This window comes from Microcoleus sp. Pol11C2 (assembly GCF_036701505.1).
Taxonomy (GTDB): Bacteria; Cyanobacteriota; Cyanobacteriia; order Cyanobacteriales; family Microcoleaceae; genus Microcoleus.
The window spans coordinates 311,564-325,100 of sequence record NZ_JAUBQX010000001.1; the positions used below are offsets into that span (position 1 = coordinate 311,564).

The following is a 13,537-nucleotide window of genomic DNA, read 5'->3' on the forward strand; positions in this document are numbered from 1 at the left end:
ATGGCAAAGAAAAAACACCTCTCTGTATATTCGTGACTTCCGTGTGGGGGAGCAAGGGAATTGAAGAAAATCGCAAAGCGAAAATGGTATTAGTAGTCGGTTTTAGCTAACTTATTAACCTAAATGCAAGTTAACAGCGAGGGTCATTAAAAAGGTTAACTGAGCTGCCAAGACAATTAAGTAAAATACGGCTCTACCTTTAAAAATTGACAGCATTAAACCGATACCTTTGAGGTCAATCATCGGACCGAAAACGAGAAATGCTAACAGCGAACCGCTGGTAAATGTGGAGGCAAAAGACAGTGCAAAAAAGGCATCTACTGTAGAACAAATCGATACGACTGCCGCTAATAGCAGCATGGCTATAATCGAGGAAACGGGGCCTTGGCCGAGGTTGAGAATTAATTCGCGGGGGGCGCCAACTTGAATGATGGCTGCGATCGCACTTCCGATTATCAACACTCCTCCCAATTCGCGCAACTCCTGTACCATAGTATCTAAAAGCAGGCGCAGACGCTCTTTAGAAACGCGGTGAAACATTGAGGAACGTTTCGAGGTTTTTTCTGTTTGGCCTGTTTTTAATGGCTTCCAGTCGTCTTGTAGCAAAGATTCGATCGGCACCACCCCCCCCGGCTGACCGAGCATAAATGTTCCCGACTGCAACAGCAGCGGAGTGTTAGCTTGGACGAGTTCTTTTTCGGAAAACTCTGGTTTTGGCAGGGGAATCGCGCGGGCTACAGAGGGTTGCAGCAGAGGCCGCAAGTCTTTTTGGGCGCTGAACACCCAGCCGATAATTGTGGCTATAGACAGAGAAAATACCACCCGCAAAACTACAATTTCTGGCTGATCCCGAAATGCCGTCCAAGTAGCCCAAATTACCACGGGGTTGATGGTGGGGGCCGCAAGCAAAAAGCCGATCGCGGCTGGTGCGGGCACTCCCTGCATCAGTAACCTGCGCGCTACGGGCACGTTACCGCACTCGCACACGGGAAACAAAAAGCCGATCAAACTGCCCATCAAAGCCGCCAGCAGCGGGTTTCGCGGGATGCGCGATACGAGTTTGCGTTCGTCTACAAACCCCAGCAGCAAACCTGAAAATAAAACTCCGAGCAGCAGAAAAGGTATTGCTTCTACTAACAAGCTGAGAAAAAGGGTAAAAGCATTGTTTAACTGATTCGTTAGACCGGGTTGCATCGATCACCTACTGGTAGATTGCTATTTAGCTATACGTCTTTGGTTGAACTCCTTGTAGATCATACCAAAGCATAGCACTAAGTTAAGATCCAGTTAATTTTTTTTTGCCTTTTTTTTTGTTATATTTTGTAGAGCTTCTAATTTAATTAATGCTGATGCTTTGAATGATTTGGAATGGTAAAACTTGTTTTAATTTGACTTAATTTTTATTGATATCCGCCTCGTACAGCCAATCAATAATTGACTAGGCCAACCGTCGCCGATTTGATGGATCTTTGGGTTAACAATGGTTGATTGTAGAACCACTGCCAAGGCAGATTTTGCAGATTGCCGGCGAGGCTAACTGTTTTATATGACGATCGCTAAAAAATTGGTTTGTAGCGATGACTTTAGTTTTCACTACAAACATATAGGGGACGCACTGGCAGGTGTGTCGCTGGCTGAGCGTTACGGGGGTTGCGAGTACCGGATCGGGGAGATGGGATGAAATCGCCTCAAATGCCCTAGCTGGCAAGGCGTCCCGCCATCGCCCTTAGCGAGCTAAAACTCAGGGACGCGATCGCTCCAATTTAGGCTTTTAACTTGTCTGCTGACGGGTGCATCGTGTTGGCGAGCGGGGAATTCCGATTTTCTTCTATTATCAATCAATTATATTTCTCAGGCTAATATTTTATTAACAAAAGGTTAAGAAAATAACTTAAGGTTAATGAATAGTTAAATAGTTGAACCAAGCGCTAATACCGCTCAAGTCAGTATAAAATAAACTCAGGTATAATTACCAGGGCGCATTTATCTCGGTGATACTCAATCTTGCCTAATACTTTAAGTGGTAAAATTTTCCTTGCTACAGTCAGTTTTTTGTGTAATTTAAAATGCAGTGTGCCAGGGGGATGCCGGTCAAAACACTCAACAACTCACCTGTTGACCTTTGGTAGCTGAATGTCTGCTGGCAAATAGAACCCAAAAAAGCGTGCTGATAAATTTATGTTGAATACCTCCTGCGTAGAAAGACCCGTGCAACCCATCTCCGAGGCTGACCTAGGAGAACTTTGTTTAGACTCTACTCTCCAACAATTGTCGCTTTACGATTTTCAGGTAGAAGCTACGGATTGGGGAATGCGAATTTCTCAGATGTTAGAAGCTAATCCACTGTTACCAGGAGTCATTGTCACTCATCAAGGTGAATTTGCCGGTATGATTTCCCGGCGGAGATTTTTAGAATTTATCAGCCGTCCTTTTGGGCGAGAATTATTTTTAAAGCGACCTGTGAGGGCTTTGTACCGCTTTGCCGAAACTGAGAGTTTAATTTTTCCCAGCAATACTTTAATCGTGGATGCAGCCAGGAAGTCGCTGTTGCGATCAAAAGAACTGCTTTACGAACCGATTGTGGTTCAAGTTTCGCCTCAAACTTATAGTTTGCTAGACGTGCACGAACTGTTAGTAGCCCAATCCAACATTCATGAACTAGCAACAAAATTGCTGAGGCAGCAAACTCAATCTCAACTAATTCAAACCGAAAAACTAGCCAGTTTGGGGCAGATGGTAGCTGGAGTCGCCCACGAAATTAGAAATCCCGTCACCTGCATCAGCGGAAATCTAGGCTTTTTGTCCAACTATTCGACAGACATCATGGACTTGCTGTCTACTTACGAACACATTGTCGGTGAAAACGAAAAAATTGACCAACTCAAAAAACACATAGAATTTGATTTTTTGCAAGAAGATTGGGTGGAAATTCTCAAAAGTATGAAAGTTTCATCACAGAGGCTGACCGAACTCGTCACCAGCCTGCACACCTTTTCCCACATGGACGAAACCCACTTGAAACAAGCTAACATCCATGAATGTATTGACAGTACGCTGCTAATTATGAAAAATCGTCTCAAGTACGGGTTTAAAGTAGTTAAAAACTATGGAGATTTGCCTTTGGTCAAGTGTTACTCTGGTCAGTTGAGCCAGGTATTTATGAATATCATCAGCAATGCGATCGACGCTTTGGAAGAGGTAAAAGAAGAAAAAGATTTTGTGCCTGCGATTACTATTGAAACCGAGGTAATAGACAGTTCTGACGGAGACTGCGTGAATTCGGAATTAATTCAAAATTATGTTAGGGGCGATCGACAAAATGCCAAACAGCTATCATCCGCCAGCCAAAAGGGCGACTTCTGCCCAGAAGCAGCGGAAAAAAATCAACATAACGCTTGGATAGCCATCCGAATTGCTGATAACGGACCGGGAATTCCGCCAGAAATTCAGCGGCGGATTTTTGAGACATTTTTCACCACTAAACCGGCCGGGAAAGGTACCGGTTTGGGGTTGGCAATTACCCATCAAATTGTTACGGAAAAGCATAAAGGCAAGTTGAATTTGCATTCTACGCCCGGTACAGGTACTGAATTTCAAATTTTGTTGCCATTGATTTGAAGCAATAAGTCATATCAAAGCTATTAGCATCGGAATTATTCCTATCTCTCTTCTCTTTATCTGCGTGAATCAGGGTCAATCCCTTGTCATCTGCGGCCAGATAAATTATATTTTTTTAACCGCAGATGAGGGCAGATCAACACCGATTAACGCAGATGAATTAGATCAATTCCGGTTGCAGCATCGGTGACTGTTGACTAATGACTACTGACTCTTTTTAAGCTCTTAGCTGAACTGGCATCACCAAGAATGTAGCATTAACTCCGCCTAAAGGCTGAAAAATTACGGGGGCTAAAGCACCGTTTAATTGCAGTTGAATTTCGGGGGATTGAGCAGTTTTCAAAATGTCAATTAAGTATTTCACGTTGAAAGCAATATCTATGCTATCTCCCGAAATCTGTGCGGGCATTGACTCTTTGCCACAGCCAACATCTTTAGCATCTACAGACAAAGTAATTTCCTGATTCTCCTCGTCGATGCTGCATTTGAGAATATTGTTTTTTTGGTCTGCAAAAACGGCAATTCTTTCTACTGCTGCTAAGAACGATCGCCTTTCTAAGGTAATTTGCCGCTCAAAGGAGGGCGGAATCAACTGCCGATATGCGGGATATTGCCCTTCCAAGGTGCGGGTTGTCAGCCGCTGGTCTGCCCATTCAAACACTACTTGACCGTGTTCAAAATGCAGGGTGACAGGTTCAGTCCACTGCCGCATCACCAGCATTCTTTCTACTTCCCGCAATGCTTTAGCGGGGACTGTCACCTCAAATTCTTCTTGGGTTTCTTCGCCTTCAGCTTTTTCATTTGCAGTTTGAACTACTGCCAATCTGTGGCCGTCTGTAGCTGCAAATTCCAGGCAATCTTGCAATACCTTTAAATGCACGCCTGCAAGTACCTGTTTTGCCTCGTCGGGGCTAGTAGCAAATAAAGTTCCTTTGAGTCCTTCTATCAAGGCTTCCGGTGGCAATTTGAGGATTGTTCCGCCTTCGATGGCGGGCAATTCTGGGAATTCTTCCGGGCCCATGCCTCTAACTTGGTAGCTGCCAGAACTGCAAGTGAGATATGCTACGGTGTCCCCCGCTTCGTCTTCTAAAGTAATCTCTCCATCTGGGAGTCTCGAAACAATATCGTTGAGTAATTTAGCGGGTATGGTAAAACTGCCGCCGCCTGTTACTTCTGCTGCGAAGCTGGTACGAATGCCCAAACTGAGATCGAAAGCTGTCAAGCTAACCCGCTGATTTTCCTCATCCGCTACTAAGAGCACGTTGGCGAGTACCGGATGTGTCGGGCGGGAGGGAACGGCCCGACTTACCAACGAGAGGTTGGCGTTGAGGTCACTTTGGGTGCAAACCAATTTCATGGTAGGAAGGTTAATTAACCGGATTTGAAACAGAAACAAATCGTATCACAGAAAGCCGGCGGGTCGGTTTTTCTCTGTCAGGGCTTAAGCCTGGGCGCTTATTCCCGGTTTCTACGCAAAATTTTGTCTGTAAAAACGAGAAATATTCCAAGAAACCCGGTTTCTAAGGTTAGCGCCCGTAGTGAACTATCTGTGTAGGGTGTGTAGGGATCACCAGTTTTTTTTAATTTATTGAATTATTTTTGTATCGATCGCCCTGTGGAAACTGTGGAAAAAAAAGCTAACTGCTTGCTGGGCGACACTTATAGGTAATAAATACCTGTGGAAAACTTGTGGAAAAGCTGGTGCGGTCGATCACCCTTTTTTGTGCAAAAGCTGTTTCCGGCGATCGACTAAAGTTTTCCACAAACGGAAGGCAACTTTTCCACAGGTTTTTCCACAGGCAAGCTGCTACGCATAGAGATTGTCTGTTATCGGAGAGTTACCCCTTCGATGATGCGGACTGGAAATCGCTGCATAGAGTCATGGGTGTGACAACTGACAACTGACAACTGACAACTGACTTCTTCTCAAGTTTTGCGGCTGACAACATTAATTCGATCGCTCAACTGACGCAAAGTTTGAGCCAAATTCGGGTCAGTGTTCCGCAACTGAGCAATTTTGTCGCAACTGTAAAGCACAGTCGTGTGATCTTTGCCGCCGAACACTTCGCCCACCTTTGGCAAACTCAAACCAGTATGCTGCCTAATTAAATACATCCCTACTTGACGGGCCAGACTAATTTCTCGCCTGCGAGAAATGCCTTTCAAATCTTCCACAGAAACATCAAACTCTTCAGCCACAACTGCAATTACTGCATCTGGCGTCGCCTCTAAGCTTTCAGTTTGCTGGTTCAAAACCGGGGCGATATTTTCCACGGTCATCGGCAAACCAGTAATTGAAAGATATGCTACCGCCCGAATCAAAGCACCTTCCAATTCCCGAACGTTGGAAGTGTAACTAGAAGCAATGTATTCAATCACATCTCGCGGCAGCCGCATATTTTCATACTCAGCTTTTTTCTGCAAAATTGCCATCCTAGTTTCCAAGTCTGGCAATTGAATGTCGGCAATTAATCCCATCGAAAATCGTGAACACAAACGCTCTTGTAGGCGGGGGATTTGCTGTGGCGGACGGTCAGAAGCTAAAACTACTTGGTTCCCCGCTTCGTGCAACGTATTAAAAGTGTGAAAAAATTCTTCTTGAGTGTATTCTTTGCCTTCAATAAATTGGATGTCATCTATTAATAAAACATCTGCGGCCCGATAATGGTCGCGGAAAGTTTGCATACTATCTTTCCTAATGGCGGCGATTAAATCGTTAGTAAATTTCTCAGTAGAAACGTAAAAAATCTTGGCGTTGGGGTCAATTTCCAAGCGATAATGACCGATCGCCTGCATCAAATGAGTTTTGCCCAAACCGACGCCTCCGCACAAAAATAGGGGATTGAATTCTCGGCCCGGCGACTCGGCTACCGCGAGGGAGGCCGCGTGAGCCATGCGGTTGTTAGAACCGACGACAAAGCGGGAAAATAGGTATTTTGGGTTTAAATTGGCGGGTTTGGGGGGGTGCAGCGAGTGGCTTTCCGGGATCTCGGCGATGGGGGAGGGCCAAATTATGGCCGAGTCGCTGCTGCCGCCTGTTTCGTTTCCCCCGGCAATTGTCAAGTAAATCTCTACGGGATAGCCGAGAATTTCTGCGACTGCATCGGCAAGGATTTCTCTGTAATATTTTTGCAACCAATTGCGAGCAAAGGGGTTGGGGGCGCTGACGATCAAACAGTTATTTTCGAGTTGTTCGGCCCTGGCAGTTTTGATCCACGTCTCAAAGCTAGGTCTGCTCAGTTGTACCTGGAGACGTTCAAGTATCTGATTCCACAGACTTTCGAGGGGAATTTCCATCGCTCACCTCTGCCGATCGGCATTCAAGATATTAATTCTACTCTAGAGAGTTTAGTCCTCAGATGCTAAAGTTTAAGGGAGTCTGCCGTAGCTTGCGGGGCGGGACGCCATCGCCCAAAAATTTGGCGGCTCTGCAGCCCAAACCAGGTATCGGGGAGCTGTTCAGCAAATATTTAGATTTGGCAGGAAAGCCTTAAAACATGGCCATGAAGAGTTCTACTGGCAAATTTTGGAAGCAACCGGCAATTTACATATTGCTGCTGGTAACGGGAGCCGGGGCCGCCATGTTGGGCGATCGTCTGACGGTTTCTCAATTTCGTGGAAATTCTGGCGATTCGGGACAAAGGGCGCTGGAACCGAAATTGCAACTGCCTCCTAATACAAAGGAAAAGGATCGAGTTAGCAAAGTCTTGCCGCCGGTTTCCTTGTCAGGCGACGCGGCTAATGTGAATTTTATTGTGGCTGCGGTGGCAAAAGTTGGCCCGGCAGTGGTTCGGATCGATGCTTCGCGCCGGGTGAAAGCGGGAAATAGAGGGCTGTCGCCGGAAGATTTTTTTGGCAGAGAACCGAATTCGGGGGGCCGGGGCGGGATCGAACGGGGTACTGGTTCGGGTTTTGTCATCGGTGCCGACGGCCTGATTCTCACTAACGCTCACGTTGTAGAGGGAGCCGATACGGTAAATGTAACTCTCAAGGACGGCCGCAGCTTTCAGGGGCAGGTGTTGGGGGCTGATAAGGTGACGGATGTGGCTGTGGTGAAGATTGAGGCGAATAATGTGCCTGTAGTGGCGATCGGCAATTCGGATAAGCTGTTGCCTGGGGAATGGGCGATCGCAATCGGTAATCCTTTGGGTTTGGACAATTCCGTAACTGCGGGAATTATTAGCGCTACGGGACGATCGAGCTCTGACGTGGGCGTCCCCGACAAGCGGATCGGTTTTATTCAAACAGACGCTGCAATTAATCCGGGGAATTCCGGCGGTCCGCTGCTGAATGCTTCGGGCCAAGTTATTGGCATGAATACGGCGATTATTCAAGGTGCTCAAGGATTGGGGTTTGCGATTCCCATTCAGGCGGCCCAACAGGTGGCGAAGGAACTGATTACGACGGGGAAAGTCGAACACGCTTATTTAGGCATTGAAATGGCCACCCTGACTCCCGATGTTAAGGAGCAAATTAACAGCAACGCTAACAGCAGCCTGCGAGTTGCAGTCGATCGGGGTGTGGCTATTGTTAGCGTTGTTCCTAATTCTCCTGCTGCAGCGGCAGGTTTGCGGGCTGGAGATGTGATTCAAAAAATTAACAATCAGCCAATTATTCAGTCGGAAGCTGTTCAGGAGTTCGTGCAAAATGCTAAGGTTGGCGGGCTATTGCAAATGGAAATTAACCGTAACGGGCAAATAGTTAATTTGACTGTTAAACCTGGAAGTTTGCCGGTTCAAAAAGTTGGATAATCAGTTGACAGTTGACAGTTGACAGTTGACAGTTGTTACCAAATACCAATTAGCAATTACAAATGACCAATCAGTAATTAATATGGCAGAAATATTACAAATATCGCAATTAGGAAATCCCGTGCTGCGTCGCACGTCGCAAGTTGTCGAGAATATTAAGGACGATCGCATCCAAAAGTTGATTGACAGCTTAATATTTACCGTACAGCAGGCAAACGGAGTGGGGATTGCCGCCCCTCAAGCGGCTCAGTCCGATCGCCTGTTCATCGTCGCATCGCGCCCCAACCTGCGCTATCCCCAAGCACCCAACATGGAGCCCACAGCGATGATTAATCCCCGGATTGTGGCTGCATCAACAGAGACAGTCAAAGACTGGGAAGGCTGTTTGAGCATTCCGGGGATTCGGGGATTGGTGCCCAGAAGTAGGGCGATCGAGATAGAATACACCAGTAGAGACGGCAAACTCCACCGACAAGAATTGACAGACTTTGTGGCCCGAATTTTTCAACACGAACACGACCATTTAGATGGAATCGTGTTTTTAGACAGAGTGGAAAATACCCACGAACTAATCACAGAGGACGAGTACCAAAAGCAAATTGTCAACTTACTATAACACTTGATATAATTGCTAGTAGTAACGCCAGTGATGTTGTGAATAGGAGGGCGAATGTCTATCAATTTGGAAAAAGGCGGGAGAATCAATCTCTCTAAAGAAGCACCAGGGCTAAAAAATGCCGGAATTGGTTTGGGATGGGATATCAATGCTACAGATACCGGAGCAGCATTTGACTTAGATGCTTCCGTGTTTATGTTGGGAGCTACTGGCAAAATTCCGGGCGAACAATACTTTGTTTTCTACAACAACAAGGAATCGCCGGACACTTCTGTAATACATCTGGGAGATAGCAGAACTGGAGAAGGATTTGGCGATGATGAAACCGTTACAGTCGATTTAACAAAAGTCGATCCGGCGGTGCAAGAAATTGTGTTTGTGGTAACTATCCACGAAGCAGAATCGAGAAGGCAAAACTTCGGTCAAGTGCGGAATGCTTTTATCAGGATTTACGACACTACTACTAACACAGAGGTAACGAAGTACGATTTGGACGAGGATTTTTCTAGGGAGACAGCGGTAGAATTTGGCAGACTTTACAAGAAAGACGGCGAGTGGAGGTTCCAAGCTGTAGGACAAGGCTACAATTCCGGCTTGCAAAGCTTTGTAGACAAATATGCCGGATAAAAGGGTGATCGCTCCTAGCTAAATAAATCGAGGGGAAATTCGGAAGCAGGAATGTTTCCCTCGATTTTAAGCAATCAGACTCATGAGGTGATAAACCAGATGGGCATTCAATTAAAGAAAGGTGAAAGATTTAATCTTTCTAAAACATCTCCTAGTTTAACAAAAGTTGCGATCGCCCTGGGTTGGGAAATAGCAACTCAACTAAATTTATCCGACTCAAACCCGCAAAGCTGCGATATCGATGCCTCAGTTTTTGCATTAGGTTCTGAGGGCAAAATTCCCGATGAAAGATACTTTGTATTTTACAATAACTCGCAGTCGCCGGACGGAGCGATCGCCCATTCGGGAGATAATAAAACTGGTCAAACTCAAGGGGATGACGAGACAATTTATGTAGACTTAGAAAAGGTAACGGCTGCTGTTGAGGAAATGGTTTTTGTTGTGACGATTCACGACGGACACGCTAAACATCAAAATTTCAGCCAAATCAGTAATGCTTTTATCCGATTGTACGATCGCCAAACCGGCAGCGAACTAGCGCGTTATGATTTAACAGAAGGTTTTTCTGAAGAAACAGCAGTCGAGTTTGGACGGTTGTATAAAAAAGATGCAGCTTGGAGATTTCAGGCCGTAGGACAAGGATATAAAGCAGGGTTGCAGAGTTTTGTTGACAAATATCATTCAGAGATTAAACAGCAAGAAAAGCCAGCACAACGTACAGTAGAACTGCCTAAATTACCAGTTAGTGAAGATAGCCACAAAAGTCAGAAAGCTATAGCATTAGACAAAAAGCTTGAGGAGAAAGCGCCGCACATTTTCAATCTAGCGAAGAAAGCGGATATATCGCTAAAAAAGGCAAATCTGACAAATCACAATGCTCAAGTAGCGCTTTGCCTCGATATTTCGGGTTCCATGTCTTCGCTGTACAGTTCCGGAAAAATTCAGCGTTTGGCAGAGAAGATTTTGGCTTTGGGATGTCGGTTGGATGACAACGGATCGATCAACATATTTCTGTTTGGAGTCAACCCCCACAATCCCGGTGAAATGTCGATCGACAATTTCTCAAACTTCATCCACCATATACTGCAACAGTATCCTTTAGAAGGAGGTACTTACTACGGTAAAGTGATGAAGGAAATTAGAAACTTCTATTTTCCCGATGCTCGCGGTAGCAGGCGCTACGCAACTATGAAAGCCGATAGACCTGTGTACGTGATGTTTGTAACTGATGGAGAAACTGCGGACGAATCGGAAAGCAAGCAGCAGTTACAATGGTCGTCCTATGAGCCGATATTTTGGCAGTTTATGGCGATCGGCAAGTCGCAGAAGGATGTCAAAAGTAAAGGAGTTCGAGGGTGGTTAGCAAGAGCCGTAGCAAGCGATTTTACCTTTTTAGAACAGCTTGACGAAATGGGCGCTCGCTACCTAGACAACGCCGATTTCTTCAGTTTAGAAGACCCGGAACATATTGCCGATGAGGAATTATACGATTTGTTGACCGCCGAATATCCGCATTGGGTAAAATCAGCACGACTCAAAAATCTCTTACCCTAGAAACAGCTTTTGCCGGCAAACAAAATGCTAGCTTAGGGCAATCATTCAACTTCACAATAAACCTTACACAATCACAAAACTATGGCTATCAACTTGACAAAAGGACAATCGATCGTTCTCAGCAAAAGCGAATACGACTTGTCCCGACTGACAATGGCTTTGGGCTGGGATGTTGCACAAGCTAAAAAAGGTCTTTTCGGCCGAAGCAGCGGTGCAAATTTTGACTTAGATTCCTACGCTATGCTGCTGGGAGAAAATGGCAAAATAAAGAACTACAAAGAGGATGTAATTTATTACTCTCATTTGGAGTCAAAGGACAAAACAGTTGTTCACTCAGGCGACAATCTCACGGGGGCTGGAGACGGAGACGACGAACAAATATTGGTGAAATTGAACTCTTTGCCAGGAGAATATCAAAAAATTATTTTGGGAGTAAATATTTATGATGGAAAAGAGAGAAAACAGCATTTCGGCCTGGTAGAAAATGCTTTTGTGAGAGCTGTAGATGCCGCCGGGAAAGAAATCGCTCGCTATCGCTTGTCTAATGACCCATCTTATGAAGGAAAATTAAATATGTTGATGGGAGAAGTCTATCGAGAAGGCAGCGAGTGGAAGTTTAAGGCTTTGGGAAATCCTTTGGCTGAAGATATGAACGGTGTTGTCGGTTCGTTTATGCGGTGATATGAAGGATGTTTTTAAACCGCAGATAAACGCGGATAAACGCAGATGTAATTTCATCTGCGTTTATCTGTGTTAATCCGCCGACATCGGCGGTTTAAAAAGCCCCTGGAATCAATCTTTAATCGGCCGCATTGTCGGGAACATCACCGCATCGCGGATGCTTTGAGTATTAGTTAAAAGCATCACCAATCTGTCTACGCCGATACCCATTCCCGCACAATTAGGCATTCCCAAAGATAGCGCTTGAATAAAATCTTCATCCATTGGATGCGCTTCGTCATCGCCGGCATTTTTCTGTGCTAACTGTTCCTCAAACCGCTTTCTTTGCTCTTTCGGATCGTTCAATTCTGAGAAGCCGTTCGAGTATTCTGTACCGTTGATAAATAGCTCGAAACGTTCTACAAATCCCGGCTTGCTGCGATGTCCTTTTGCTAAGGGACTGACTTCAACAGGGTAGTCGATGATGAATGTAGGTTGAATTAGTTTGGGAACAACTAATTTGTCAAAAACTGCATACAGCACGTAGCCTAAACTCTGTTGTTCTAACTTAGACAGGTGCAATTCTAGCTTGGTTGCAGAGGCGATGGCACTTTCCAAGTCCAAACTGTCAAAATCGAGTCCAAACTCGTCTCTGACAGCTTCTACCATCGTTTTCACTTGCCAGTGTTTGCCGCTGAAACCGGGATATTTTTCGCTGTAGTCGAACTTGCGTTCTAAACTAATCGTTTCCCCCTGATTTTCAATTTCCTTGACATCCCCAAATACCGCCGCCGCTGCGAAACACATCACGTCTTCGACAACTCCTAAAATGTCGAAAACATCAGCATAAGCTTGGTAAACTTCTAAAGAGGTAAACTCTGGATTGTGGGTGCTGTCAATTCCCTCATTTCTAAATGCTTTACCTAGTTCAAATACTCGCTCGAAACCGCCGCAAATTGCTCTTTTTAAGAATAATTCGGGAGCTACTCGCAAATACAAATCTACCTCTAAAGCATTGTGGTGAGTGATAAATGGCTTAGCAGCAGCACCGCCGTAAATAGCTTGCAGTGTCGGCGTTTCTATTTCGTAAAAATCTGCTTTCCAGAGATAGGAACGGATGCTTTGGACGATGCGGCTGCGAAGCATAAAACGGTTGAGCGCATCTTGGTTGCTTGCCAAATCCATTTCGCGGTGACGGCGGCAAACTTCGGGGTCGTTAATTCCATAATAAGAATCGGGAAATTGAATGGTAGCTTTTGATAAAAGCTTTAATTCCCTCACTAAAATAGAAAGTTCTCCCCTGGGGGTGCGGCAGCCGATACCTTCGACGCCGACAAAATCGCCGACATCGAGCAATTTTTTAATTTGTTCAAAACTCAAACCGACTTCGCCGGTGACGATTGCTTTCTCGATTTTGAGTTGAATTTTGTCTGTGGCGTCTTTTAAATCGATGAAACCAATTTTGCCGCTGTCTCGCTTGGAAGTGATGCGCCCGGCTAATCGCAGGGTAATTTCTTCGGGGTCACTTTCTCCGTTTGCGAGTTCTTTTCCCGGCTGACTAAATATTTCGCGAACTTGTTGGGCTGTGTGCGATCGCGCGTAGGATTCACTGGGATACGGTTCTATGCCTTGCGATCGCAGTTCGTCTACTTTTTGACTGCGGACTTCGGCTTCACTGAGAGTCATTAGTTATTGCCTGATTAAAATTACA

General features: G+C 45.4%; 10 protein-coding genes. 6 read left to right on the forward strand and 4 right to left on the reverse strand.

Features of this window, described 5'->3' with window-relative positions:
• Positions 1-114: 114 nt before the first annotated feature.
• Positions 115-1,194 carry a permease gene (locus QUA42_RS01360; protein ID WP_333134417.1) on the reverse strand — a complete coding sequence of 360 codons (1,080 nt, stop codon included), beginning with the start codon at positions 1,192-1,194 and terminating at the stop codon, positions 115-117.
• A 984-nt stretch (positions 1,195-2,178) separates the two neighbouring features.
• Here QUA42_RS01360 and QUA42_RS01365 point away from each other — a divergent pair.
• Positions 2,179-3,618: an ATP-binding protein gene (locus tag QUA42_RS01365; RefSeq protein ID WP_333134419.1), complete on the forward strand. Its 1,440-nt coding sequence runs from the start codon at positions 2,179-2,181 to the stop codon at positions 3,616-3,618.
• Positions 3,619-3,835: 217 nt separating this feature from the next.
• Here QUA42_RS01365 and dnaN read toward each other — a convergent pair whose 3' ends face one another.
• Both dnaN and dnaA read right to left on the reverse strand, forming a co-directional pair.
• Complete coding sequence (dnaN, locus tag QUA42_RS01370) at positions 3,836-4,975, reverse strand: DNA polymerase III subunit beta (protein WP_333034715.1); 1,140 nt, start codon at positions 4,973-4,975, stop codon at positions 3,836-3,838.
• A gap of 569 nt (positions 4,976-5,544) precedes the next feature.
• Positions 5,545-6,915, reverse strand: a complete 1,371-nt coding sequence (gene dnaA / locus QUA42_RS01375; RefSeq protein ID WP_333134421.1) for a chromosomal replication initiator protein DnaA — start codon at positions 6,913-6,915, stop codon at positions 5,545-5,547.
• A gap of 206 nt (positions 6,916-7,121) precedes the next feature.
• Between dnaA and QUA42_RS01380 the strand changes: the two genes are divergently transcribed.
• From QUA42_RS01380 to QUA42_RS01400, 5 genes are all read left to right on the forward strand, one after another.
• Positions 7,122-8,369: an HhoA/HhoB/HtrA family serine endopeptidase gene (locus QUA42_RS01380; RefSeq protein WP_333134423.1), complete on the forward strand. Its 1,248-nt coding sequence runs from the start codon at positions 7,122-7,124 to the stop codon at positions 8,367-8,369.
• Positions 8,370-8,451: 82 nt separating this feature from the next.
• The gene (gene def, locus QUA42_RS01385; protein WP_333134425.1) at positions 8,452-8,985 is read left to right on the forward strand and encodes a peptide deformylase; all 534 of its coding nucleotides are present in this window, start codon (positions 8,452-8,454) and stop codon (positions 8,983-8,985) included.
• A gap of 54 nt (positions 8,986-9,039) precedes the next feature.
• A complete protein-coding gene (locus QUA42_RS01390) occupies positions 9,040-9,612 on the forward strand; it encodes a TerD family protein (RefSeq protein WP_333134426.1) in 573 nt (190 codons plus the stop codon).
• A gap of 99 nt (positions 9,613-9,711) precedes the next feature.
• On the forward strand, positions 9,712-11,166 hold the full coding sequence (locus QUA42_RS01395; protein WP_333134428.1) for a TerD family protein: 1,455 nt from the start codon (positions 9,712-9,714) through the stop codon (positions 11,164-11,166).
• An 81-nt stretch (positions 11,167-11,247) separates the two neighbouring features.
• Positions 11,248-11,847: a TerD family protein gene (locus QUA42_RS01400; RefSeq protein ID WP_333134430.1), complete on the forward strand. Its 600-nt coding sequence runs from the start codon at positions 11,248-11,250 to the stop codon at positions 11,845-11,847.
• Positions 11,848-11,958: 111 nt separating this feature from the next.
• Here the strand turns inward: QUA42_RS01400 and lysS are convergent, their stop codons facing one another.
• The gene (gene lysS / locus QUA42_RS01405; protein ID WP_333134431.1) at positions 11,959-13,512 is read right to left on the reverse strand and encodes a lysine--tRNA ligase; all 1,554 of its coding nucleotides are present in this window, start codon (positions 13,510-13,512) and stop codon (positions 11,959-11,961) included.
• Positions 13,513-13,537 lie beyond the last annotated feature (25 nt).